The sequence below is a fragment of the Mesorhizobium sp. CA10 genome, from assembly GCF_020165285.1.
GTDB lineage: Bacteria > Pseudomonadota > Alphaproteobacteria > Rhizobiales > Rhizobiaceae > Mesorhizobium.
In genome coordinates this window covers 394,334-418,761 of sequence record NZ_JAIUHV010000003.1, presented here as the reverse complement: position 1 = coordinate 418,761, position 24,428 = coordinate 394,334, and the positions used below count along the sequence as shown (strand labels likewise).

Below are 24,428 nucleotides of genomic sequence, written 5' to 3'. Positions count from 1 at the left end.
CATCACTACGAATCCACCGTCACTCGGTTTGGCCCAAACCGCGCCGACTTTTGCGCCATTGGGCCAGCGTGACGGCTAACGTCTTGTTTCAGCCAACCTATGGGTTTATTTGAAGGACATGCTTCGAGCCTGACTCCCACAGGCATGAAAGGATTGTTCATGACCGGCATCAACGACTACATCGATAATGAAGTGAAGAGCAACGACGTCGTGCTCTTCATGAAGGGCACACCCGGCTTCCCGCAATGCGGGTTCTCCGGACAGGTGGTGCAGATCCTCGATTATATCGGGGCCGACTACAAAGGCGTCAACGTGCTCGACTCGGCCGAATTGCGCCAGGGCATCAAGGATTATTCCAACTGGCCGACCATCCCGCAGCTCTATGTGAAGGGCGAATTCGTCGGCGGTTGCGACATCGTGCGCGAGATGTTCCAAGCCGGTGAATTGCAGGACTTTCTGGTCGAAAAGGGCGTCAGCGTCAAAGGCGCCGCTTGATCGGACTGCGTCGGCGACCGGCCGGCGGACACTAGCTTCCGGGGCCGCCCCCACCTCGGCATTGTAGTTCTCGGATTCGAGAACGAGACGATTGGATGCGCCGGTAATCCGGCGCATGTTCGTTTGAAGAATCGGATTTTCGCGGTGGACAAGCAGGCAGCGGCGCAGCAATCGGCAACAAGCTTGCCCATTCCGCGCTGGGAATTCATCGCGCTCTGCGCGGCGCTCATGGCGCTCAACTCCCTGGCCATCGACATCATGCTGCCGGCGCTTCAGCAGATCGGCGCCTCGCTCGGCGTGGTGAGCGAGAACCACCGCCAATATGTGATCACCGCCTATATGCTTGGCTTCGGCGGCGGACAGCTTTTCTTCGGACCCATTTCGGATCGCTTCGGGCGCCGTGCGCCATTGGTCTTCGGCCTGGTCGTCTACGTCGCCGCCGCGGCTGCCGCCGCCGTCGCGCCGAGTTTCGCCCTGTTGCTGACCTGCCGCCTGATACAAGGCTTCGGCGCGGCGGCGACCCGCGTCATCGCCGTCTCGATCGTGCGCGACACGTTCGAAGGGCGGCGCATGGCCGAGGTGATGTCGCTGATCTTCATGGTGTTCATGGCAATTCCGGTGGTCGCGCCCGGCATCGGCCAGTTCGTCATGCTGTTTGCCAGTTGGCATTGGATTTTCGTCACCATGGCCATCGGTGCGCTGGTCGTGTCGGCGTGGGCGCTGTTGCGCCTGCCCGAGACGCTGCATCCGGAATATCGCCGGCCGCTGACGGTAAGCTCCGTCGCCGGCGGCTTCCGCATCGTGCTCACCAACCGGCTCACGCTTTGCTACGCCTTTGCCAGCACCTTCATCTTCGCGGCCATGTTCGGCTTCATCAGCTCGGCCCAGCAGATCTATATCGACATCTTCCATGTCGGCGAATTGTTCCCGCTGATCTTTGCCGGCGTCGCCGGCGTGCTGGCTTTCTCGAACTATCTGAATTCGCGGCTGGTCGGACAGATCGGGATGCGCCGCCTATCGCAAGGCGCGCTGCTCGTCTTCCTGTGCATCAGCCTTGCCTGGCTGGTGGTCTCGCTCGAAATGAAAATGCCGCTCTGGCTGTTCATCGCGTTTTTTGCCGGCGCGATGCTGCCGTTCGGCGGACTTGGCGCGAATTTCAACGCTTTGGCCATGGAGCCGCTCGGCGAGCTCGCCGGCACCGCCGCGTCCATCCTGGGCTTCATGCAGACCTTCCTCGGCGCCATCATCGGCGCGCTGATCGGCCAGGCCTATAACGGCACGGTGACGCCTCTGGCCGCCGGCTTCTGCACCGTCTCGGTCGCGGCTCTGCTGATGATCCTGATCGCCGAGCGGGGCAGGATGTTCCAGCCTCACAATCCCCCTGTTTCGGGGCACATCACCGATCTGCATTAAATGCTGTATGGCCGGCAGCTTTGCCGGCCAGAGCCGGCACGGCCCCTATTCCGCCCAGAGCTCGCGTCGCAACTCGTCCCAGCTTTGCTTGTCCGGCGCCACAAGCAGGCCGCCATCGACATGCGAGGGAAGGTAGGCGCTGCCGTCGACGCGCGCAACATGGCCGCCGGCTTCCTGGTGGATCAGCGCCCCGGCGAGATGATCCCAGGGCATCAGCTTGTTGTAGAGCACGAAATGGGCGTGGCCGCTGGCCAGAAGCCGGTATTCATGCGCCGCGCAGCGATAGGCGAATTGCGACAGCGTCTTGGTCTGGTTGCGGGCGAGCCGCGAGCGTTCGGGCTCGTGAAGAAACTGCCAGGAAACGGAACCGGTCATCTGCGACATCGGCACCGGCGCCGCGACGCGAACCTTCTCCAGCGCGCCATGCGCATGGCGGATATGGCTGCCGGCGCCCTTTGTCCCGATCAGCCAGTCCTTGCCGACCGGGTCATGGATGATGCCGGCGACGGTCTCGCCATTGACGACGACGCCGGCCATGACGCCGAACAGCGGCACGCCGGAAGCGAAATTGAAAGTGCCGTCGACCGGATCGATGACGAAGGCAAGCGCAGCATCGCCAAGGCCGGACAGCAGCGCCGGGTTATCGGAGCAGGCTTCCTCGCCGACCACCATGGCGTCCGGATAACGTTCAAGCAGCCGGGCGGTGATCAGCCTCTCGGCGTTGACGTCCGCCTCGGTGACGAGGTCGGCGGCGGACGTCTTCTGGCGCACGTCGCCCTCGCCCAGCCGGCGGAAGCGCGGCATGATTTCGGCGTTTGCGGCACCGGCGAGAAGCTCGGCCAGCCAGTCGATCGCGTTATCGTCAAATCGCATCAGAAATGTCTTGTCCTGGGTTTGCATCGAGGCCCGCGAAGTCGAACAGCTTCCTGTCCAGGAGATGCGAGGGCCTTACATTGGCCATGGCGCGTATCATCGTGTCCTTGCGGCCCGGCATGCGCTTCTCGATATCGTCGAGCATCGCCTTCATGGCGTTGCGCTGCAGCCCTTCCTGGCTGCCGCACAGATCGCACGGGATGATCGGGAATTTCATCGCGTTGGCGAATTTTTCGAGATCGGCCTCGGCGCTATAGGCGAGCGGCCGCAGCACCATGACGTCGCCTTCGTCATTGAGGAGCTTGGGCGGCATGGCGGCGAGACGCCCGCCATGGAACAGGTTCATGAAGAAGGTCTCGAGGATATCCTCGCGATGGTGCCCGAGCACCAGCGCCGAGCAGCCCTCCTCCCGCGCGATGCGATAGAGATGGCCGCGCCTGAGCCGCGAACAGAGCGAGCAGTAGGTGCTGCCTTCGGGCAACTTGTCGGTGACCACCGAATAGGTGTCCCGGTATCCGATGCGATGCGCAATACCGTTGGCACTGAGATAATCGGGCAGGATGTGCTTCGGGAAATTCGGCTGGCCCTGGTCGAGATTGCAGGCAAGCAGTTCGACCGGCAGGAGGCCGCGCCATTTGAGGTCGAGCAAAAGCGCCAGCAGGCCGTAGGAATCCTTGCCGCCCGACAGCGCCACCAGCCAGCGTTCGCCCGGCTTCACCATGGTGAAATCCTCGATCGCCTGGCGGGTGAGCCTCAACAGCCGCTTGCGCAGCTTGTTGAACTCGACCGAGGACGGCACGTCGCGAAACAGCGGGTGGAAACCGCCGTCGGTCTCATCGTCGATCGGCTCGAGGGATTTGAGGTCTGGCAGCATGTTCATGGCGCCGGCTCCGCGTTGTCAGCGCTCGGCTTTAGAGCATTTTGCAGCCGAGTGGAATCACATGGCGTCGCATAAATGCGGCCAAAGTGAATAGCCTGACCGCCAAAGAAAAGGCCGCCTCGAAAGGCGGCCTTGGATGCACCGGCTGATTGATGTCGATCAGCGCGAGTAGAATTCGACGACCAGGTTCGGTTCCATCTGCACGGCGAACGGAACGTCCGAAAGGCCGGGAACGCGAGCGAAGGTCGCGGTCATCTTGTTGTGGTCGGCTTCGATGTAGTCCGGCACGTCGCGCTCGGCGAGAGCGACCGATTCCAGCACGATCACGAGCTGCTTCGACTTCTCGCGCACCTCGATAACGTCGCCCGGCTTGCAGCGATACGAGCCGATGTTCGTGCGCTTGCCGTTGACGTTGACATGGCCGTGGTTGACGAACTGACGGGCGGCGAAGATGGTCGGCACGAACTTGGCGCGGTAGACCACCGCGTCGAGACGCGACTCGAGCAGGCCGATCAGGTTCTCGGAGGTATCGCCCTTGCGGCGGTTGGCCTCTTCATAAACCTTGCGGAACTGCTTTTCCGAAACATCACCATAGTGACCCTTCAGCTTCTGCTTGGCGCGCAGCTGCAGGCCGAAGTCGGAAAGCTTGCCCTTGCGGCGCTGGCCGTGCTGGCCGGGGCCGTATTCACGCTTGTTGACCGGGGACTTCGGGCGGCCCCAGATATTTTCGCCGAGACGGCGGTCGATCTTGTATTTCGCGGATTCGCGCTTGCTCATCGCATTCCCTTTCAAAACAATACACCCGGAACCCCATGGCTCCGGGCGAAGGAAACGCGCCCTCCTCTGGCCTCCGTTTTCGAGACCTGACAGGGTTTTCTACGCAAAGCGACGGAAAACCCACGGGACACGTCAAAAGAAACCACCGGGCGTCGCCACCCGGTGTTGGTGGGCCTGTTAAACAGAGATTTAACCGGTGTCAAGCTTACGGCTGGCAGCGCGGGTCGCAACCCGATAATTTCCCGCGTGGCGTGCAGTGCCGGTTGTGGCGAAGGCCGTCGGCAGCAGAGCGGCTTGTGCTTCCAAGGAGCTGCCCTGCTCTGCCATCTTAATTAAGGGACTGGAGCAGAGGAGTCCGAATTCCCATGAAGAAGTTCTTCCTTACCCTGACCGGGGCCGCTGTATTGGCGGGGTCTATGGCGGTCATGACGCCGGAACCTGCCATGGCCAGGCATTGGAGCGGCCACAGGCAGATATGCCGCGTCGTGGTGACGAAAAGAGTGGTCTGGCGCCACGGCCATCGCCACGTCATCCGCTACAAGACCAAACGCTGCTGGTGGCGCCGCTAGCTCATCTTGCGCCAAAAGGGGTTGACGGAGGCCCGCGGCCGACGCTGCGGGCCTTTCATTCGATCTACGACTTCTTGCTGGGCAGACTTTTGCGCTTGGTCTCGGCGAACTCCTCGAGCTGCTTTTCGCTCATCGATTCATACATTTCGCGCGAAGCGCCTTTGAGTTCGCTCTTCTTCGTCTCGCCGCGCTTGGCGGAAAGCGCTGCGCCGGCGGCCTTTTGCTGGGCTTGCGATTTGGCGGGCATGGCGGTTTCTCCCTTTGCTGTGAGAAGAAACGCCGGGCCGAAGCGGCAGTTCCAGCGGCTACGGCCCGGCCCGTGGGCCTGCTTGAGTTGGCGATTAGGCGGCCGACCTTGGCGGGATCCTGGCAAGCCTTCCCGCGCCCGGAATGCCAGTGTAGGACGGTTGCATGAAATCCCTGAATGATCCCTCACAGGCGCTTTCCACCGGCCTTGCGAAAATCCGCGCAGAATTCCACGTGCCGGATGGATTTCCGCCTGCGGTAATCGCCGCAGCGGAGGCGGCGGCAAAGCGTGTGCCCGACCAGCATGCCGACCGGACCGCAATGCCCTTCGTCACGCTCGATCCGGCGAGTTCCACCGATCTCGACCAGGCCTTCTCGATCGAGGCTAGCGGCGGCGATCTTCTCTTGCACTATGCCATTGCCGACGTGGCCTGGTTCGTCGAGGACGGCGATACGATTGATCTTGAAGCCTGGGGCCGGGGCGAGACGCTTTACTTGCCGGACGGCAAGGCCGGCCTCTACCCGCCGGTGCTCGCCGAGGCCGCGGCGAGTCTGTTGCCCGATGGGCCGCGTCCGGCAGTCGTCTTCACCGTTCGAGTCGCCGAGGACGGTGCGGTGAAATTGGATGGCGCGGAGCGCGCCATCATCCAAAGCCGCGCCAAACTCGCCTATGACAGCGTGCGGGCCGCCGACGTTCCGGCCGGCTTCGCTGAGCTGGCGCGGCGTATGGCGGCAAACGAACAGCGCCGCGGCGCATCGCGCGTCGATCCGCCCGAGCAGGAGGTGCAAAGGCTCGCCGACGGCACGTTCCGGCTTTCGTTCAGGCCGCTGCTGCAATCCGAGCTGGACAATGCAGCACTTTCGCTGGCCGCCAACATGGCGATTGCCGATGCCATGCTGGCCCACAAGACCGGCTTGTTCCGGGTGATGTCGGGGCCGGACGCCTCCAAGGTGCAACGGCTGCGCAACGCGGCACAGGCGCTCGGCCTGTCCTGGCCTGCCTCCACCAGCCTGCGCGACTATCAGCGCACGCTCGATCCGGCCGACCCGAAACAGGCGGCGCTGATGCTGGAAATCCGCCGCGCAGGCAACGGCGCGTCCTACCAACCCTATCAGGAGGGCGTCGTCCCCTGGCATGAGGCGATGGCCGCGACCTATGCCCACGCCACCGCGCCGCTCAGGCGGCTGGCCGACCGCTACGTCCTGCGCTGCGCGCTGGCGATCGCCAATGGCCAGCCCGTGCCGCAGGCCGTCACCGACGCCTTCGCCAGATTGCCGAAGGTGATGGCGCGCGCGGATGCCCGCGCCTCGCAGATCAGCCACGCGGCAATCGACCTTGCCGAGGCGGTGATGCTCAAGGGACATGAGGGCGAGACGTTCGAGGCCGCCGTCACCGACTTCGTCGACCGTGGCGTGCGCGTGCAGCTTGCCGACATGCCGGTGGTTGCCAGCGTGAAAGCCTCCGGGCTCAGGCAAGGCGACGGCATGACGCTAAGGCTGGTTTCGGCCGATCCGGATCAACGCAGCATCGTCTTCGAACCTGCCGCGCCGGCTTGAGCGCTAAGGCGCGGTGAGTCCAAAACCCTGGATCAGCCGCCTCGTGGCGAAATCCACCTTGCCCGAGGTGAAGACGGCAAGATCGGGCTCACTTTCGCCGGATGTGTTCCCAACGGGTTCAAGCAGCGACATGGCGCGCCGCGCGATCGCCTCGGCCGGATCTATCCAGTCGACCGGCCAGGGCGCGGTCTTGCGCATGCGGTTGGCGAGAAACGGGTAATGCGTGCAGGCAAGCACGACGATGTCGGTGCGGTTGCCGTCGCGCTCGATGAAGCAGGGCGCAATTTCGGCGCGCACGGCTTCTTCGTCGACGAAACCCTGGCGCATATAGATCTCGGCGAGCCCCGCCAGCCGATCGCTGCCGACCAGGCGCACATGGCATTTCTGCGCCCATTTGCTGATCAGGTCGCGCGTGTACTGGCGCTTCACCGTGCCCGGCGTCGCCAGCACCGATACCAGGCCGGAGCGGGTGCGTTCGGCCGCCGGCTTGATCGCCGGAACGGTGCCTACAAAGGGATGGCCGGGGAATTTGTCGCGCAGCGCATCGATCACCAGCGTTGAGGCGGTGTTGCAGGCAATGACCGAAATCGCCGGCTGAAGCCGGTCGAGCAATTTGCCGAACAGCGCAAGGATGTGTTCCTTGAGCGCCGGCTCTTCCCAGGCGCCATAGGGAAACGCCGCGTCGTCGGCGACATAGACGAAGCGGCGGTCGGGCATCAGCACGCGCGCCTCGCGCAGCACGGTCAGCCCGCCGACGCCGGAATCGAACATCAGGATCGGGCGCTGGCTTGATCGATCGCTCATTGTCATCCGGTTATGAGAAACGACAGGCCCGGAATTGGACCGACGCGCTTCTATCGCGAATGATCGTGGTCTTGAAGAGGCGAATGCGAGCAGCTTTTGCGCAGTCGCTAGAACATGATGCCGAAAAGTGTGAAGCGGTTTTCGGACGACATCATGCTCTATCTCACTCATATCCCACGCTTGCCAAAGCCGGCGGGGCGCGGCCTGCCGAAGGGCTGCGGCGCGGGCGGGATGAGTGCGGCTGAAGCGCCAACCGCGGCGCGTGGAGCGGCCGGCACAGCGGCGCGTGCAGCGCGCGTCGATGCCGGCAGCGGGCCATCGAAGTCGAAAAAATCGGTCAATTCATCGATGTTGCTGCCCGCGACGGGCTTCGCCCACCAAATCGTGCACCAGAGGCCGAATACCGAAAACCCAAGCAGGTTCAGCCCGCCCGGAATGCTCTCGGGCTCGCCGAATTTGACGACCAGCAGCACGCCTGCCTGCAGAAGGGCATAGACAGCCGAAAGGGCGATGTAGGCCCACAGGATCCAGCGGCGTCCGTTGGCGTCGCGGGTGCGGCGCGAGGCGATGTTGCCGCGAAGCGCGACAAAGATGAGAGAGGCGATGAGGACCGCGCCTGCCATGCCCTGGCGCGACGGACCGGGCCCTGAATTGAGCAGCCCTTCGAAACCGATCGTGCTGACAATGCAGATGACGATCACCACGGTTTCGGCTACGGCGAGACCGAGAGAGTAAAGGAAAAAGCGCAGCCGGCCAATATTGGACGTAAACATGTGCCACCCCCACTATTGCAGCAAGGATGATGCGCAACCGAATAAAATTCGGTTACTTCAAATGCTCACAGCTTACCGATCTTAACTTTCTTCGTCTTTGGCGCGACTGCGCGCGCCGGCCGGCAACCGCCTTGGATCGTCCCCGGGCGAGCCATCGCCCCGCGGCATGGCCGGCGAGAACCTGTCGAGCGACGAGATGATTCCGCGCAGCACCTTGAGCTCGGGCTCGGCGAAGCCCGGGCGCGTCAGCACTGCGCGCAGATTGTCGACCATCTTCGGCTTCTTTTCTTCGGGGCGAAAATAGCCGCGCGCTTCCAGCGCGTTCTCGAGGTAGGCGAACAGGCTGTGCAGCTGCTCCTTGGGCGCCGGCGCCAGCTCCGGCCCGGAGAAGTTGGTCTGGTTCTCGTCGGCGAGGCCGGATTTCATCCATTCATAGGACATCAAAAGCACCGCCTGGGCGATGTTGAGTGAGGAAAAGCCGGGATCGACCGGAAAGGTGACGATCTCGTCGGCAAGCCCGACCTCGTCATTGTAAAGGCCGAAGCGCTCGCGGCCGAACAGGATACCGGTGCGCAGCCCGGCCTCGCTGCGCGCCCTGAGCGCCCTGCCCGCTTCCACCGGACCGCGCACCGGCTTGAAGCCGTCGCGCTCGCGCGCTGTCGTGGCGAAGACGAAGTTCAGGTCGGCGACCGCCGAGGGCAGATCGTCGAAGACCCTGGTGGCGTCGATGACGTGGTCGGCGCGGCTGGCCGCCGCGCGCGCCTTCTCGCTCGGCCAGCCGTCGCGCGGGTTGACCAGCCTGAGCTCGGACAAGCCGAAATTCGCCATCGCTCGCGCGACCATGCCGATATTCTCGCCGAGCTGCGGCTCGACCAGGATGATCGCCGGTCCGGCGGAAGCGGTCTTGGTTGTGTCTTCTGTGGCTGGCATGGCTATGGGTAACCGGGGTTTGCGGCGTTTCGGCGTCCCCTGCCACATCCGGATCGGAAAATGAAGCATTCACAACAGCGGCACCCGTCTGCCCCAGCGCGATCGCGGTTTGCGCGCTGAAAAAGCCTTTGATATACGCTCCGCATCCCCGGCCGAAGCCATGTGGGCAAAGCCGTTCAGATCCCCCAGCAACGAGGCATTCTTTTCATGGCGAAGATCAAGGTGGCGAACCCGGTCGTCGAGCTCGACGGCGACGAGATGACCCGCATCATCTGGCAGTTCATCAAGGACAAGCTGATCCACCCCTATCTCGACCTGAAGCTGGAATATTACGATCTCGGCATCGAGCACCGCGACGCCACAAACGATCAGGTGACGATCGATTCGGCCAATGCCATCAAGAAATGGGGCGTCGGCGTGAAATGCGCGACGATCACCCCCGACGAGGCGCGCGTCGAGGAATTCAAGCTGAAGAAGATGTGGAAGTCGCCCAACGGCACCATCCGCAACATTCTCGGCGGCACCATCTTCCGCGAGCCGATCATCATGAAGAACGTGCCGCGCCTGGTGCCGGGCTGGACCAAGCCGATCGTCGTCGGCCGTCATGCCTTCGGCGACCAGTACCGCGCCACCGACTTCCGCTTCCCCGGCAAAGGCAAGCTGACGATCAAGTTCGTTGGCGAGGACGGCCAGGTGATCGAGCATGACGTCTATGACGCGCCGGGCGGGGGCGTGGCCATGGCCATGTACAATCTCGACGAGTCGATCCGCGAGTTTGCCCGCGCCTCGCTGAACTACGGCTTGCTGCGCAATTTCCCGGTCTATCTGTCGACCAAGAACACCATCCTCAAAGCCTATGACGGCCGCTTCAAGGACATCTTCCAGGAGGTCTACGAGAAGGAGTTCGAGGCCGAGTTCAAGGCAAGGAAACTCTGGTACGAGCACCGCCTGATCGACGACATGGTCGCTTCCAGCCTGAAATGGTCGGGCGGCTATGTCTGGGCCTGCAAGAACTATGACGGCGACGTGCAGTCCGACACCGTGGCGCAAGGCTTCGGCTCGCTCGGCCTGATGACCTCGGTGCTGATGACGCCGGACGGCAAGACGGTGGAGGCGGAAGCCGCGCACGGCACCGTGACGCGCCACTACCGGCAGCATCAGAAGGGCGAGGAAACCTCGACCAATTCGATCGCCTCGATCTTCGCCTGGACGCGCGGCCTCGCCCACCGCGCCAAGCTCGACGACAATGCCGAGCTCAAGCGCTTCGCCGAGACGCTGGAAAAGGTCTGTATCCAGACCGTCGAGAGCGGTTTCATGACAAAGGACCTGTCGCTGCTGATCGGTCCCGACCAGCCCTGGCTCTCGACCACCGGCTTCCTCGACAAGATCGACGAGAATTTGCAGAAAGCGATGGGGTAAACCCACATTCGGCATACCGAAGGCTCCGGAAGGAGCCTTCGGTATTTTTTGGTACTCCGACGAGCGGAGGGGAGCGCTGATCGATGGCCAAGCCAACTCTCTACGGCGCGGACTACAGCGTCTATGTGCGCATCGCACGGATGACGCTGGAGGAGAAAGGCGTCGGCTACGAGCTCGTTCCTCTCGACATCTTCGCCGCCGAAGGCATCCCGGCCTGGTATCTGGAACATCACCCTTTCGGCCGCATCCCGGCCTTCGAGCACGACGGTTTTCGACTGTTCGAGACCGGTGCGATCACGCGCTATGTCGACGAAGCCTTCGACGGCCCGGCCTTGCAGCCGGCCGACGCGCGCGGCCGCGCCAGGATGGTCCAGATCAGCGGCATGCTCGACGCCTATGGTTATCGCGCCATGGTCTGGGACGTCGCCGTCGAGCGGCTGGAGAAGACGCAACCGGATGAGCAGCTGATCGCCAGCGGGCTGAGCCAGGCTGAGACGGTGCTCAAGGTTCTGACATCGCTGAAGGCGAAAGGGCCCTGGCTGCTAGGCGAGCAACTGACACTGGCCGACCTGCACGCGGCACCGATCGTCGCCTATTTCGTCAAGGTCGCGGAAGGACGCGATCTGATGGCAAGGTTTGCAGATATGCGCGATTGGTATGCGCGGATAGCCGGACGGCCGAGCTTTATGCGGACGGAAAAGGTCGCTTAGCCGAGCGAATTTGCGAGGCGCTGGCGCAGCCCCTCATTGCCCTGTCGGGCATTTCTCCCCGTAAAAACGGAGAGAAAGAAGCGGTTGCAACGCTGGCTATTGGCGAAAGCCTATGTGACAGCGCCCTTCTCCCCGTTCAACGGGGAGAAGATGCCGGCAGGCAGATGAGGGGCAGCGCCGCCTTTGGCAGACTGGAGCCGGCTCGAACTGGGCCGGTCTCGCTCCCTTAAGCCGCCTCCAGCGCCGCCTTCACCGCTGCGATCGCGTCGTTGGCCCTGGAGGCGTCGGGGCCGCCGGCCTGCGCCATGTCGGGCCGACCGCCGCCGCCTTGACCGCCAAGCGCGGCGGACGCGACGCGCACGAGATCGACGGCGCTGAAGCGGCCGGTCAAATCGTCGGTGACGCCGACGACCACGCTCGCCTTGTTGTCCTCGCCGGCGCCGACAAAGACGACCACGCCGGAGCCGAGCGTCTTCTTGCCGGCATCCGCCAGCGGCTTCAGGTCCTTCGGCGCCACGCCACTGACCGCCTTGCCGAGGAAGCCGACGCCGGCGACGGTCTCGTTGGTGGGCGGAGCATCGGATACGGCCGGGCCGGCGCCAAGCGCCAGCTTCTTGCGCGCCTCGCTGAGTTCCTTTTCGAGCTTCTTGCGTTCCTCAAGCAATGTTTCGACGCGAGCCGGCACGTCGGCCGGCGCGATCTTCAAGGTCGCCGCCACGGCTTTCAGCCGCCTGTCCTGCTCGACCAGATGCCTGCGCGCCGCCTCGCCGGTCAGCGCCTCGATGCGGCGCACGCCGGCCGCCACCGCGCTATCCGACAGGATGCGCACCAGGCCGATATCGCCGGTCGATTTCACATGCGTGCCGCCGCAAAGCTCGACGGAATAAGGCCGGTTTGCCTTGGCGCCATGCAGGCCGGTGCCCATCGACACGACACGCACCTCGTCGCCGTATTTCTCGCCGAACAGCGCCATGGCGCCCTCGGCGATCGCGTCGTCGACCGACATCAGCCGCGTCGTCACCGGGCTGTTCTGCACGACGATCTCGTTGGCCATGCGCTCGACCTCTTCGAGCTCGTCGGCCGAGATCGGCTTGTTGTGCGAGATGTCGAAGCGCAGCCTTTCGGGCGCAACCAGCGAGCCCTTCTGCGCGACATGGGTGCCCAGCACCTCGCGTAGCGCCTCGTGAATGAGATGCGTCGCGGAGTGGTTGGCGCGCAGCCTCGAGCGGCGGGCATGATCGACCTTCAGCTCGACGGCATCACCCGTCTTGATCGTGCCTTTAGCCACCTTGCCGAGATGCACGAACAAACCATCGGCCTTCTTCTGCGTGTCGGAGATCTCGATTGAAAAACCCTCGCCGGAAATCACCCCGGTGTCGCCCATCTGGCCGCCGGATTCGCCGTAGAATGGCGTCTGGTTGACGACCACGGCGACCGCATCGCCCTGGCTCGCGCTGTCGATGGTCTTGCCGTCCTTGACCAGGGCCTGGACAATGCCTTCCGCCTGCTCGGTCTCATAGCCGAGGAATTCGGTCGCGCCGGTCTTTTCGCGCACGGAAAACCACACCGTCTCGGTCGCGGCTTCGCCCGAGCCAGCCCAATGCGCGCGCGCCTCGGCCTTCTGCCGCTCCATCGCGTCGGTGAAGCCGGCGATATCGACCGAGATGCTGCGCTGGCGCAGCGCATCCTGCGTCAGATCGAGCGGGAAGCCATAGGTATCGTAGAGCTTGAAGGCCGTCTCGCCGTCCAGCATGTCGCCGGCTTCGAGCGTCTCCGTCGCGTCCGAAAGCAGGCCCAGGCCGCGCACCAGCGTCTTGCGGAAGCGTGTTTCCTCAAGCTTCAGCGTTTCGGTGATCAGCGCCTGGCCGCGCACGAGCTCGGGATAGGCCTGGCCCATCTCGCGCACCAGGGCCGGCACCAGCTGCCACATCAGCGGCTCCTTGGCGCCAAGCAGCTGCGCATGGCGCATGGCGCGGCGCATGATGCGGCGCAGCACATAGCCGCGCCCCTCGTTGGACGGCAGAACCCCGTCGGCCACCAGGAACGAGGTTGAGCGCAGATGATCGGCGATGACGCGGTAGGACGCCGCGTTCTCCTGGCTTGGCCCCTGCCCGAGCGCCGAGGACGCTGCGTCGATCAGATGCTTGAACAGGTCGGTCTCGAAGACGCTTTCGACGCCCTGCAGGATAGAGGCCATGCGCTCCAGGCCCATGCCCGTGTCGATCGAGGGACGCGGCAGGTCGATGCGCTCTTCCTTGGTCACCTGCTCGTATTGCATGAACACCAGGTTCCAGAATTCCAGGAACCGGTCGCCATCCTCTTCCGGGCTGCCGGGCGGTCCGCCCCAAATGTGCTCGCCGCGATCGATGAAGATTTCCGAGCACGGGCCGCAGGGGCCGGTATCGCCCATTGCCCAGAAATTGTCCGAAGTCGGGATGCGGATGATGCGATCGTCCGAGAAGCCGGCGATCTTCTTCCAGTAAGCCGCCGCCTCGTCGTCGGTGTGATAGACGGTGACGAGCAGCTTGTCCTTCTTGAGGCCGAAACCCTTGGTGATCAGGTTCCACGCAAGCTCGATCGCGCGCTCCTTGAAATAGTCGCCGAACGAGAAATTGCCGAGCATCTCGAAGAAGGTCAGATGGCGCGCGGTGTAGCCGACATTGTCGAGGTCGTTATGCTTGCCGCCGGCGCGCACGCTTTTTTGCGCCGTGGAGGCCCGCGTATAGGGACGCTTCTCCAGGCCGGTGAAGACGTTCTTGAACTGCACCATGCCGGCGTTGGTGAACATCAGCGTCGGATCGTTGCGCGGCACCAGCGGGCTGGAGGCGACGATCTCGTGGCCCTCCTTGCGGAAGTAGTCGAGGAATGTCGACCGGATGTCGTTCACGCCACTCATTGCATACTGCCTTTTTCGCAAGAACCGCCGGCCCGGCCGGCGGCAAATGGGCTTTGGTGTTTCAGAAGATAGATTGGCCTTTTAGCGATAGCTCTTGTGCCTGTCCAGAAACACGCAAAACAGGCGTGTCGCTCAAAACTGCGCAAGCGGTTTTGGGAAAACGACAGGCACAAGCATGTACCAAAGCGCATTGCCTGAATTCATCGCAGCGCGACGCGCTTTGGGCCGAGCGGCGGACGAGTGGCGGTTCAGCCCTGCCCGCACAACGCAAAACCGCCGGCACGAAGGCCGGCGGTTCGGGTTACGCAATACAAGAACTCGATTACATAAGCACAAACCGATAAACCAGGATTGTGGCCGAACTCCGGCTAAGCCAACCAACTGCTCTCGGGCGCCCTCGGACCACGCGGACCCCAAAATCCCCGGGGCACGCCCTTTACAAGGCGCCGGCCTCGTCCTCGAAACCGTCGTCGCCGCCTTCCGAGCCGCCATTCTCGAGGAACTTCTCGGCAATCAGTCCGGCATTCTGGCGCAACGCAAGCTCGACCTCACGCGCCGTGTCGGGATTGTCGCGCAGGAACAGTTTTGCGTTCTCGCGACCCTGGCCGAGGCGCTGGGAATTGTAGGAGAACCAGGCGCCCGACTTCTCGATGACGCCGGCCTTGACGCCGAGATCGATCAGCTCGCCTGTCTTCGACACGCCCTCGCCATACATGATGTCGAACTCGACCACCTTGAAGGGTGGGGCCAGCTTGTTCTTCACCACCTTGACGCGGGTCTGGTTGCCGACGACCTCGTCGCGGTCCTTGACCGAGCCGATGCGGCGGATGTCGAGGCGCACCGAGGCGTAGAATTTCAGCGCGTTGCCGCCGGTGGTCGTCTCGGGCGAGCCGAACATGACGCCAATCTTCATGCGGATCTGGTTGATGAAGATGACCATGGTGTTGGAACGCGAGATCGAGGCGGTCAGCTTGCGCAGCGCCTGGCTCATCAGACGAGCCTGAAGACCGGGCAGCGAATCGCCCATCTCGCCTTCGATTTCAGCGCGCGGCGTCAGTGCCGCCACCGAGTCGACAACCAGCACGTCGATGGCGCCTGAACGCACCAGCGTGTCGCAGATCTCCAGCGCCTGCTCGCCGGTGTCGGGCTGCGAGATCAAAAGGTTCTCGAGGTCAACGCCAAGCTTGCGGGCATAGACCGGATCGAGCGCGTGCTCGGCATCGACGAAGGCGCAGATACCGCCCTTCTTCTGGGCTTCCGCAACCGTGTGCAGCGCCAGCGTCGTCTTGCCCGAGCTTTCCGGCCCGTAGATCTCGATGATGCGGCCGCGCGGCAGGCCGCCGACGCCGAGCGCGATGTCGAGGCCGAGCGAGCCGGTCGGCACGGTTTCGATCTCGACCACCTGCTCGTTGGCGCCGAGCCGCATGATCGAGCCCTTGCCGAACGCGCGCTCGATTTGCGACAGCGCCGCGTCCAGAGCCTTTGATTTGTCCACTGCCTTATCCTCTACAAGCCGCAAAGTATTCTGAGCCATGATACATCACCCCTTGGTCGTCAATGAAGGCCGGACAATCCGTGATCCCTGCTTGTTTTGTACCTTTTTTGTTCTCATTTGGCAAGGGGCAACAAATATCTGAAAAATAATCAATATCTGGATTTGTTCTATTTTTGTCTCACCAGGGCTGGTGCGGAGTGCAACCACCGGTCCAGAAGAGATTTCGATACCCGGCCGTCCGAATCGCAACCCCGATTGCAGGGCGACCTGAGGAAACCTAGAGCAATTGCAGTGCGTGCCGGCATTCCGTCCAGGATAAAGACTTAGAGCAGTTCAGCGATTCCGTGAAACGCTGAACCGCTCTAGTGTGCGCAGCCGCACGATCAACGAAAGTCACCGACCCGAAATGCCGACATCCCCAACAATCCTGGCGCTCGGCGGCGCCCATATCGACCGGCGCGGCCAGGTCTCGGGCGTCTATGTGCCCGCGGCTTCGAATCCCGGCATCATGCGCGAGGACGTCGGCGGCGTGGTTTTCAACGCGCTGCGCAGCGTGGTGAAGCGCGGCGTGTCGGCCTCGCTGATCTCGGTGCGTGGCGGTGACGCTGCGGCGGACACGGTCGCCTCGGCGATCGACAACGCCGGGATAACCGACCTTTCGGTGGTGTTCCTCGACCGAACGACGCCAAGCTACACGGCGCTGATCGATGCCGAAGGCGAGTTGATCGTCGGGCTTGCCGACATGGCGCTCTACGATCTTGCCTTCCCCAAACAAATAAGGCGCGCCAAGGTGCGCGAGGCGATCGCCGCCACCGACGCCATCCTGTGCGACGCCAACCTGCCGACGGCCGCGCTGGAGCGTCTGCTGGCGCTTGCCGGCGGCCGGCCGGTCTTCGCCATCGCCGTCTCGCCGGCCAAGGTCGTCCGCCTGGCGCCGCTGCTCGACAACCTGTCGCTGCTCTTCATGAACCGCCGCGAGGCCGCCGCGCTGGTCGGCGCGGAGCCATCCGGCGAAACGCTCGTCGACGCGCTCCGGCGGGCTGGCCTGAACGCCGGCGTGGTCACGTCCGGCAGCGCTCCGGTGCTGGGCTTCGACGATACCGGCATCTTCGAGATCGACCCGCCCGCGCCGCGCAAGGTGGCCGACGTGACCGGCGCCGGCGACGCCTTGACCGGCGCAACCGTCGCCGCCTTGCTGCGCGGCCTGCCGCTGCGCGCAGCACTACGCGAAGGCCTTGCCGCGGCGATGCTCGCCATAGAGAGCCCGCGGGCCGTGCCGTCCTTCACGATCGCCACCTTCACGCAGGCGCTTGCCCTTGTGCCGGAGCCGCGGGAAGTGGCATAGGGCCACCACTGCCGAAGCAATCCGTTCGATCGGAGACAGCCATGACGCCTGATACCGCCCGCCCCTTCGTCGATATCCATCCGCCGGTGGCGGAGGCGCTTGCCGCCGGCCGGCCCGTGGTGGCGCTGGAAAGCACCATCATCACCCACGGCATGCCCTACCCCGACAATGGCGCAATGGCCGCCAAGGTCGAGCAGATCATCATCGATGGCGGCGCGGTACCGGCGACGATCGCCGTGGTCGAGGGCCGTATCAAGATCGGCCTCTCCGACGGCGAGCGCGAATCGCTTGCCATGACCGGTGACGCCATGAAGCTGTCGCGCGCCGATCTCGGTTTCGCGGTCGCTCAAACGCGCACCGGCGGCACCACGGTCGCCGCCACCATGATCGCCGCGCATATGGCCGGCATAAAAGTGTTCGCCACCGGCGGCATTGGCGGCGTCCACAAGGGCGCTGAGAAAAGCTTCGATATCTCGGCCGACCTCGACGAGCTGGCGCGCACGCCGGTCATCGTCGTCTCGGCCGGCGCCAAGGCGATTCTCGACATCGAAAAGACGCTGGAAGTGCTGGAAACGCGCGGCGTGCCGGTTATCGGCCATGACTGCGAGACGATGCCCGCCTTCTGGTCGAGGCAGTCGCCCTTCCGCGCGCCGCTGACCCTTCATGCGCCGGAAGACATCGCGCATTTCTACAGAACGCGCCAAGCGCTGGGCCTGGGCGGCGGCATCCTCGTCGCCAACCCGGTGCCGCAGAATGACGAAATCCCGGCCGCCGAGATGGACGGCTACATCCAGGCCGCGCAAAAGGCTGCCGAGGCGCTCAACGTCACCGGCAAGGCGGTGACACCGTTCCTGCTGTCGAAGATCCTGGAGCTGACCGGCGGTCGCAGCCTCAAGACCAACATCGCGCTGGTCGAGAACAATGCGCGGCTGGCGGCGGAGATCGCCAAGGCGTTATAGGCACGCGCGGCGAAGGCCCCCTCACCCGGATTGCTTCCCCGCCCTTCGTCCCGCTTCATAAGCCCGCCGCGCCCACACTGCCATTTCGTCAGGATCGTCGAAGGCCTCGTCGGGAACGCTCCAATATGGCATCGCCACCTCCTTGCCGTGGCGCGAGCCGGCATAGGTCCATTGCTTGCAGCCGGCGGCTTCGAAATCGGGAATTGTCTCCTCGTCCGCCTTGAGCATCAGCTCGTCGCGCACGACGACCGCGACAATGACGCCGTCGCAATAGATGCCCTTGCCGCCGAACAGTTTTCGGATGGCGATCGGCCCAAGGCTTTCGAACAGTTCTTCAAGACGCGCATTATCCATGCCGCGATCATCTCATCCGTCACCGGCCTTGTCATCGCCGCAACCAAAAGCATGCTGACAGGTTGAAATCTGAAAACGGAGTTCCCGCCATGCCTGTCCTGCTCAAAGGCTCCTGCCGCTGCGGCGCCGTCCGCTTCGAGGTGGAGAGCCACACGCCTGTGCCCTTCATGCTCTGCTACTGCTCGATCTGCCGCAAGCAGCAGGGCGGCGGCGGGTTCGCCATCAATCTCGGCGCCGACTACGAGACGCTTGATATCAGGGGCAAGCGCAGCCTCGGTGTCTACCGGGCCGAGATCGAGGATGACGAGCATCCGCATTGCGAGGTCTCGACCGGCGAGCGCAATTTCTGCAGGAAATGCGGCGCAGCACTCTGGCTCTACGACCCGACGTGGCCGGGCCTCGTTCACCCCTTCGCCTCGGCGATCGACACCGACCTGCCGACACCGCCGGAAAAGGTGCATCTGATGCTGAAATACAAGGCGAACTGGGTCGAGCCGGTCGTCGGCAAGAACGACAAGGTATTCGACATCTATCCGGAGGAATCGATCGCCGACTGGCACAGGCGGACCGGCATGTGGGTTGATTAGGGCAATTCCAGAAGAACTGCGCAGCGGTTTTCCGCCCGGAATTGTATTGAGACAATTATCTGGCGACAGGAGGCAGAAATGAACCTCACGACGCACAAGAAATTCAAAGGCGATCGTTTGATGCCTTGGGGCAAGGGCACGGTCGTCTCGGACGCCAAGGGATATGTTTTTCTGTCCGGCAACACCGCCACCGTCGACGACTACGATCCCTCGAAACACCAGGGCGGCGCTGTCGGCGACGCGGCAACGCAGTGGCGCGAAATCCTGGCCAACATAAAGTCGGATCTGGAGGAACTTGGCAGCTCGCTTGACCATTTGGTCAAGGTGACGTTCTACGTCAAAGGGCCTTTTCCGTCCGGCGGCGTTCTCAGCTCACCCAACTTTCGTCTGGACGTGCTGGACGAATTCTTTGCCGAACATTGCCCGAAGCACTGCAGCTACAACAACCCGCCGCCATCGGAGGTGATCGGCGTGGCCGCCCTGGCGCAGCCTGACCTCGTCGTCGAGCTTGTGGTCATCGCCGCGCTGCCGGACTGAGTGGAAGCGCTGGCGGGCCTGGTCAGGCCGAGGCGCGCGCCTCGGCAAGCGCCTTGAGGTCGGCCGGCTTCAGCTCGACGGATTCGCCGCAGCCGCAGGCCGAGCTCTGGTTCGGATTCTTGAAGGTGAAGCCGGTGCGCAGCGTCGTCTGCTCGAAATCCATCTCGGTGCCGAACAGGAAGAGCGCGGCTTCGGGCGCGACATAGACATGCGCACCATTGCGCTCAATATGGTCGTCCTTGGGGTTCGGCTCGGTCACCAGGTCAACCGTGTATTCCATGCCGGCGCAGCCGCCCTTCTTGATGCCGAGCCGGATACCATGCGCACCTTCCCGCGTGGCGACGATCTCGCGCACCCGGTCGGCGGCCTTGTCGGTCATCGTAACGACGGCGAAGCGTCCCATGTCATTCTCCACGTTCACGCGGGTTCAAGGCCCGCGGATCATTCTCACCTAAGATGGTGAACATTTCCAAATGCCGCAACCCCGCACCGCGCCCGAGTCGTCACACAGGTCATGCGTTTTCCGATAAGAGGCGAATGGCTTCACGTTGAAGCGTCGCGTTCATACCTGTCGCATGATCGTCCTCGGCCACATGGAACTGATCGGTCACAGTGTCGAACGCGGTTTCCGGCAGTTCGTCCATCCGATCCATCCTCTGCCGGCGATCACGCGGAAAGTTCGGACCGAACACCGCTAGCGCGGCTTCGGCCGCATCAGCATGTTTCAGCAAATCTAGCTTCCGCATAGCGCTGATGGCCCGCTCGATGGTTACCCCGAAGGAATTATGGAAATACTGATGAAAGCTGCCATTCATGACATCGCCGAGCAGCAAATCCGCACAAAGGACGTCAGCGACACCCGGCGGCATTTCTCCCTGGATTGTGTCAAAAGCGGCCGGCCTATCAAGACCCTCGATAAAACGATCACCGCCCCACCGCTCCATCAGCTTCATAGTCGGAGGCGGCGCAACTTGGGGAAGGTCGATCTCCCAATCTTCCACCTTGGAACTCAATACCATCCGACCGCGACCTGCGCCTCTTCCGACATGCGATCGGGAGTCCATGGCGGATCGAAGACCATTGCGACCTCGACGCCGGACACGCCCTCGACGGCGCCGACGGCGTTCTCGACCCAGCCGGGCATCTCGCCGGCCACCGGGCAGCCCGGCGCGGTCAGCGTCATATCGATCTTGACCGAACGGTCGTCCTCGATGTCGATCTTGTAGACGAGGCCGAGCTCATAGATGTCGGCCGGAATTTCCGGGTCGTAGACGGTCTTCAGCGCCGAAACGATGTCGTCGGTCAGCCGCGCCAGCTCGTCGGCGGGGATCGCCGAGGCCGAAACGATGCCGTTCGCGACCGTTTCCGGCGCTTTTTCCGCGGTGGTGCTCACGTCGTCCATCATCGTCACCCGAAGAACTTTCGCGCCTTTTCCAGCGCCTCGGCCAAAGCGTCCACTTCGGCCCTGGTATTATACATGCCGAACGATGCCCTGCATGTGGAGGTGACGCCGAAGCGTTTCAACAGCGGCTGGGCGCAATGCGTTCCGGCCCGGACCGCGACACCTTGCCGATCGATCACCATCGACACATCATGCGCATGGATACCCTGCAATTCGAACGAGATGATGGCGCCCTTGCCGGGCGCGTCGCCGAAGATGCGCAGCGAGTTGATCGCCCGCAGCCGCTCATGCGCGTAAGCCTTGAGGTCCGCCTCGTGCGCGGCGATCCGCTCACGGCCGACCTTCTCCATATAGTCGAGCGCGGCGCCCAGGCCGATCGCCTGGACGATCGGCGGCGTGCCGGCCTCGAAGCGGTGCGGCGGCTCGTTGTAGGTGACGATGTCTTCCGTCACTTCCTCGATCATTTCGCCGCCGCCCATGAAAGGCCGCATCTCTTCCAGCCTGTCCTTCTTGCCGTAGAGCACGCCGATGCCCGACGGGCCGTAGACCTTGTGTCCGGTGAAGACGAAGAAATCGCAGTCGAGATCCTGCACATCGATCGGCATGTGCACGGCGCTCTGGCTGCCGTCGACGAGGACAGGAATTCCACGCGCATGCGCGATGCGCACGATCTCCTTGATCGGCGTCACCGTGCCCAGCGCATTGGACATATGGGTGATGGCGACCAGCTTGGTGCGGTTGCTCAGGCGCTTTTCGAATTCCTCGATGTGGAAGGCGCCGAGATCGTCGACCGGCACCCAGACGAGCTTCGCGCCCTGGCGCTCGCGGATGAAATGCCAGGGCACGATGTTGGAGTGATGCTCCATGATCGACAGCATGATCTCGTCGCCCTCGCCGATCCGCGGCATGCCCCAGCCATAGGCGACCGTGTTGATCGCCGATGTGGTGTTGGAGGTGAAGACGATGTTGTCGGTGCTCGGCGCATTGAGAAACCGCCGCACCGACTTGCGCGCATTCTCATAGGCGTCGGTCGCGGCGTTCGACAGGAAATGCAGGCCGCGATGCACGTTGGCGTATTCCTGGGAATAGGCGTGCTGGATGGTGTCGAGCACCACCTGCGGCTTCTGCGCCGAGGCGCCGTTGTCGAGATAGACCAGCGGCTTGCCATAGATCTGGCGCGACAGGATCGGGAAGTCGCGGCGGATCGCCTCGACGTCGTATGGTGTGGTTTCGATCTTCTGGTCCATCTCGAAGTCCTTGTCGGCCGAAGCCGCGATCCTTCCAACACCCCTCATCCGTCTTGGCGCTTCGCGCCAATCCACCTTCTCCCACAAGGGGAGAAGGTTAGGCGCTAGCCGTGCGTCGAAAACCAGCCGTCGAGCCGGGCTTCCAATGCTTCGACCAGCGCCTCGTCGTCCAGTTCCTCGATCACTTCGGCGACGAAGGCCTTCACCAGGAGACCCCGCGCCGACTTCTCGTCGATGCCGCGCGCCATCAGGTAGAACAGATGGTCGTGGTCGATCTCGGTGACCGTCGCGCCATGGCCGCAGACGACGTCGTCGGCGAAGATCTCCAGCTCCGGCTTGGTCGAGAACTCGCCGTCATCCGACAGAAGCAGCGTGTTGCAGGCCATCTTGGCGTTGGTCTTCTGCGCGTATTGATGCACATTGATGCGGCCCTGGAAGACGCCGCGCGCCTTGCCGGTCACTACGTTGCGGATCACTTCGGTCGACGTGGTGTGCGGCACGGCGTGGTCGAGCACCATAGTCACATCGGTGTGGGTGTCGCCGGCGAGAAGATTGATGCCGCGCAATTTGAAGTCGGCGCCCTCGCCTGTCGTCCTGACGACGACCTCCTGGCGAACAAGCCTGCCGCCGGCGTTCATCACGAACAGCGTCAGCTTGGCGTCCTTGCCGATATGCGCCTTGAACTGGGCGAGATGCGTGGCCGTGTCCGGCTGTTCCTGCACGATCAGCCAGGTCACTTCCGCGCCGTCGCCGACCACGAGCTGGCTGACCGAAGAGGCGAGCGCCTCGTCGCCCTCGCCTGCCTGGCGCTCGACGACAATCGCCTTCGCGCCGGCGCCGACACGCGCCAGCAGCCGCACATGCGACTGGCCGCCGGCCTGCAGGTTCTGCAATTCGATCGGCTTTTGCAGCTCGGCCCCGTCGGCGATGTCGACGAAATAGCCGTCGGCGACAAAAGCCGTGTTCAGCGCGCCGATCGCGTCGTCGCTGCCATAGGGATCCAGTCCTGGAGCCACGCTGCCGTCGGTAAGCTTTTCCGACAGGCGCTGCACCGTGACGCCGTCGATCTCCGGCAGCTTCGTCTGCGAGACGCCGTTCAGCACCGGCAGCACGGCCGAGCCTTCAAGAACCGGCGCAAGCGCCTTGACGACGGCGCCGGCCTCGAAAGCCGGCACCGACGTCAGCAGCCGGCGCAGGTCCGTATAATGCCAGGATTCGACGCGGCGCGTCGGCAAGCCGTGCTTGATCGCCTCGATCGCATCGTCGCGCTTGACCATCACCGCGCCGTCGCCGGGCAGCAGCGACAGCCGCTCGCCGAAGGCGTCGATCAGCGCCGTCTCAGCCAAGGTCCGCTGGGGCTGTGCATGCATGTTCATGACTTTTGCCTCGACCGCTCCCATGTCACGCGGCTTGCCCGATCACGCCGGCATAGCCGTTGGCCTCGAGATCGAGCGCCAGCGACTTGTCGCCCGACTTGATCACCTGACCCCTGTAGAGCACGTGCACCGTATCAGGCACGATGTGCTCGAGCAGGCGCTGGTAGTGGGTGATGACGACGATGGCCCGGTCCGGCGAACGCAGCGCGTTGACGCCGTCCGAGACGATCTTCAGCGCGTCGATGTCGAGGCCGGAATCGGTCTCGTCGAGCACGCAGAGTTTTGGCTCCAAGAGCTTCATCTGCAGGATCTCGGCGCGCTTCTTCTCGCCGCCCGAGAAGCCGACATTGAGCGGCCGCTTCAACATGTTCATATCCATGCTGAGCGAGGCGGCGGCGTCCTTCACCCGCTTCAGGAATTCCGGGATCTTCAACGGCTCCTCGCCGCGCGCCTTGCGCTGCTCGTTCATCGCCACTTTCAGGAATTCCATGGTCGCCACGCCCGGTATCTCCATCGGATACTGGAAGGCGAGGAAGATGCCGGCGGTAGCGCGCTCGGCCGGATCCATTTCGAGGATCGACTGGCCGTTATAGAGGATGTCGCCCTCGGTGACTTCATAGTCCTCGCGGCCGGCGAGAATATAAGACAGCGTCGACTTGCCCGAACCGTTCGGCCCCATGATGGCGGCGACCTCGCCGGCTTTCACCGAGAGATTCAGCCCACGAATGATCTCGGTGCCATCATCGACGATGCGGGCGTGCAAATTCTTGATCTCAAGCATGAT

General features: G+C 63.4%; 26 protein-coding genes. 10 read left to right on the top strand and 16 right to left on the bottom strand.

Annotation, left to right across the window (positions count from 1 at the left end):
• Positions 1-159: 159 nt before the first annotated feature.
• Both grxD and LB535_RS08995 read left to right on the top strand, forming a co-directional pair.
• Positions 160-495, top strand: coding sequence for a Grx4 family monothiol glutaredoxin (gene grxD, locus LB535_RS09000; RefSeq protein ID WP_059185116.1), 336 nt, complete (start codon positions 160-162; stop codon positions 493-495).
• Between the two features lie 189 nt (positions 496-684).
• The gene (locus LB535_RS08995; RefSeq protein ID WP_411969552.1) at positions 685-1,908 is read left to right on the top strand and encodes a multidrug effflux MFS transporter; all 1,224 of its coding nucleotides are present in this window, start codon (positions 685-687) and stop codon (positions 1,906-1,908) included.
• Between the two features lie 45 nt (positions 1,909-1,953).
• Here the strand turns inward: LB535_RS08995 and LB535_RS08990 are convergent, their stop codons facing one another.
• The 3 genes from LB535_RS08990 to rpsD form a co-directional block, all read right to left on the bottom strand.
• Complete coding sequence (locus tag LB535_RS08990) at positions 1,954-2,781, bottom strand: inositol monophosphatase family protein (RefSeq protein WP_224631919.1); 828 nt, start codon at positions 2,779-2,781, stop codon at positions 1,954-1,956.
• Entirely contained in the window at positions 2,771-3,661 is an 891-nt protein-coding gene (ttcA, locus tag LB535_RS08985; RefSeq protein ID WP_411969549.1) for a tRNA 2-thiocytidine(32) synthetase TtcA, read from the bottom strand. The genes LB535_RS08990 and ttcA overlap by 11 nt, the downstream gene beginning before the upstream one ends.
• 159 nt (positions 3,662-3,820) lie before the next feature.
• A complete protein-coding gene (rpsD, locus tag LB535_RS08980; RefSeq protein WP_140840172.1) occupies positions 3,821-4,438 on the bottom strand; it encodes a 30S ribosomal protein S4 in 618 nt (205 codons plus the stop codon).
• 365 nt (positions 4,439-4,803) lie between these two features.
• On the opposite strand from rpsD, the gene LB535_RS08975 reads away from it, so the two are divergent.
• Positions 4,804-5,007, top strand: a complete 204-nt coding sequence (locus LB535_RS08975) for a hypothetical protein (RefSeq protein WP_140542642.1) — start codon at positions 4,804-4,806, stop codon at positions 5,005-5,007.
• 64 nt (positions 5,008-5,071) lie between these two features.
• Here LB535_RS08975 and LB535_RS08970 read toward each other — a convergent pair whose 3' ends face one another.
• Entirely contained in the window at positions 5,072-5,254 is a 183-nt protein-coding gene (locus LB535_RS08970) for a DUF3008 family protein (RefSeq protein WP_095765193.1), read from the bottom strand.
• A 164-nt stretch (positions 5,255-5,418) separates the two neighbouring features.
• On the opposite strand from LB535_RS08970, the gene LB535_RS08965 reads away from it, so the two are divergent.
• Complete coding sequence (locus tag LB535_RS08965; RefSeq protein WP_224631918.1) at positions 5,419-6,810, top strand: RNB domain-containing ribonuclease; 1,392 nt, start codon at positions 5,419-5,421, stop codon at positions 6,808-6,810.
• A gap of 3 nt (positions 6,811-6,813) precedes the next feature.
• Here LB535_RS08965 and murI read toward each other — a convergent pair whose 3' ends face one another.
• From murI to LB535_RS08950, 3 genes are all read right to left on the bottom strand, one after another.
• Positions 6,814-7,614, bottom strand: a complete 801-nt coding sequence (murI, locus tag LB535_RS08960) for a glutamate racemase (RefSeq protein WP_224631917.1) — start codon at positions 7,612-7,614, stop codon at positions 6,814-6,816.
• A 167-nt stretch (positions 7,615-7,781) separates the two neighbouring features.
• Positions 7,782-8,387 carry a hypothetical protein gene (locus LB535_RS08955; RefSeq protein ID WP_224631916.1) on the bottom strand — a complete coding sequence of 202 codons (606 nt, stop codon included), beginning with the start codon at positions 8,385-8,387 and terminating at the stop codon, positions 7,782-7,784.
• Positions 8,388-8,468: 81 nt separating this feature from the next.
• Positions 8,469-9,317 (bottom strand): RNA methyltransferase, encoded by an 849-nt coding sequence (locus LB535_RS08950; protein ID WP_224631915.1) that lies wholly within the window; start codon positions 9,315-9,317, stop codon positions 8,469-8,471.
• A 207-nt stretch (positions 9,318-9,524) separates the two neighbouring features.
• On the opposite strand from LB535_RS08950, the gene LB535_RS08945 reads away from it, so the two are divergent.
• Both LB535_RS08945 and LB535_RS08940 read left to right on the top strand, forming a co-directional pair.
• Positions 9,525-10,736, top strand: a complete 1,212-nt coding sequence (locus LB535_RS08945; RefSeq protein ID WP_095765188.1) for an NADP-dependent isocitrate dehydrogenase — start codon at positions 9,525-9,527, stop codon at positions 10,734-10,736.
• 83 nt (positions 10,737-10,819) lie between these two features.
• A complete protein-coding gene (locus tag LB535_RS08940; RefSeq protein WP_224631914.1) occupies positions 10,820-11,446 on the top strand; it encodes a glutathione S-transferase family protein in 627 nt (208 codons plus the stop codon).
• Positions 11,447-11,672: 226 nt separating this feature from the next.
• On the opposite strand, the gene alaS is transcribed toward LB535_RS08940, so the two are convergent.
• Positions 11,673-14,342 carry an alanine--tRNA ligase gene (gene alaS, locus LB535_RS08935; RefSeq protein ID WP_224631913.1) on the bottom strand — a complete coding sequence of 890 codons (2,670 nt, stop codon included), beginning with the start codon at positions 14,340-14,342 and terminating at the stop codon, positions 11,673-11,675.
• Between the two features lie 436 nt (positions 14,343-14,778).
• Entirely contained in the window at positions 14,779-15,876 is a 1,098-nt protein-coding gene (recA, locus tag LB535_RS08930) for a recombinase RecA (RefSeq protein ID WP_224631912.1), read from the bottom strand.
• Between the two features lie 367 nt (positions 15,877-16,243).
• On the opposite strand from recA, the gene LB535_RS08925 reads away from it, so the two are divergent.
• Together LB535_RS08925 and LB535_RS08920 are read left to right on the top strand one after the other, a co-directional pair.
• A complete protein-coding gene (locus LB535_RS08925) occupies positions 16,244-17,182 on the top strand; it encodes a carbohydrate kinase family protein (protein ID WP_224631911.1) in 939 nt (312 codons plus the stop codon).
• 41 nt (positions 17,183-17,223) lie between these two features.
• On the top strand, positions 17,224-18,141 hold the full coding sequence (locus tag LB535_RS08920; RefSeq protein WP_224631910.1) for a pseudouridine-5'-phosphate glycosidase: 918 nt from the start codon (positions 17,224-17,226) through the stop codon (positions 18,139-18,141).
• A gap of 21 nt (positions 18,142-18,162) precedes the next feature.
• On the opposite strand, the gene LB535_RS08915 is transcribed toward LB535_RS08920, so the two are convergent.
• Complete coding sequence (locus tag LB535_RS08915; RefSeq protein WP_224631909.1) at positions 18,163-18,495, bottom strand: TfoX/Sxy family protein; 333 nt, start codon at positions 18,493-18,495, stop codon at positions 18,163-18,165.
• Positions 18,496-18,584: 89 nt separating this feature from the next.
• Between LB535_RS08915 and LB535_RS08910 the strand changes: the two genes are divergently transcribed.
• Both LB535_RS08910 and LB535_RS08905 read left to right on the top strand, forming a co-directional pair.
• Positions 18,585-19,082 (top strand): GFA family protein, encoded by a 498-nt coding sequence (locus tag LB535_RS08910; protein ID WP_224631908.1) that lies wholly within the window; start codon positions 18,585-18,587, stop codon positions 19,080-19,082.
• A 78-nt stretch (positions 19,083-19,160) separates the two neighbouring features.
• Entirely contained in the window at positions 19,161-19,619 is a 459-nt protein-coding gene (locus LB535_RS08905; RefSeq protein WP_095765180.1) for a RidA family protein, read from the top strand.
• Between the two features lie 22 nt (positions 19,620-19,641).
• Here LB535_RS08905 and sufA read toward each other — a convergent pair whose 3' ends face one another.
• From sufA to sufC, 6 genes are all read right to left on the bottom strand, one after another.
• Entirely contained in the window at positions 19,642-20,022 is a 381-nt protein-coding gene (sufA, locus tag LB535_RS08900; RefSeq protein ID WP_224631907.1) for a Fe-S cluster assembly scaffold SufA, read from the bottom strand.
• A 109-nt stretch (positions 20,023-20,131) separates the two neighbouring features.
• Positions 20,132-20,638, bottom strand: a complete 507-nt coding sequence (locus LB535_RS08895) for a DUF4375 domain-containing protein (RefSeq protein WP_224631906.1) — start codon at positions 20,636-20,638, stop codon at positions 20,132-20,134.
• Complete coding sequence (locus LB535_RS08890; protein ID WP_140840200.1) at positions 20,629-21,021, bottom strand: SUF system Fe-S cluster assembly protein; 393 nt, start codon at positions 21,019-21,021, stop codon at positions 20,629-20,631. Before LB535_RS08890 ends, LB535_RS08895 begins: the two co-directional genes overlap by 10 nt.
• A 5-nt stretch (positions 21,022-21,026) precedes the next feature.
• Positions 21,027-22,268 (bottom strand): cysteine desulfurase, encoded by a 1,242-nt coding sequence (locus LB535_RS08885; protein ID WP_224631905.1) that lies wholly within the window; start codon positions 22,266-22,268, stop codon positions 21,027-21,029.
• A gap of 104 nt (positions 22,269-22,372) precedes the next feature.
• A complete protein-coding gene (sufD, locus tag LB535_RS08880) occupies positions 22,373-23,644 on the bottom strand; it encodes a Fe-S cluster assembly protein SufD (protein WP_224631904.1) in 1,272 nt (423 codons plus the stop codon).
• Positions 23,645-23,669: 25 nt separating this feature from the next.
• Positions 23,670-24,425 (bottom strand): Fe-S cluster assembly ATPase SufC, encoded by a 756-nt coding sequence (sufC, locus tag LB535_RS08875; RefSeq protein ID WP_224601435.1) that lies wholly within the window; start codon positions 24,423-24,425, stop codon positions 23,670-23,672.
• Positions 24,426-24,428: the final 3 nt, after the last annotated feature.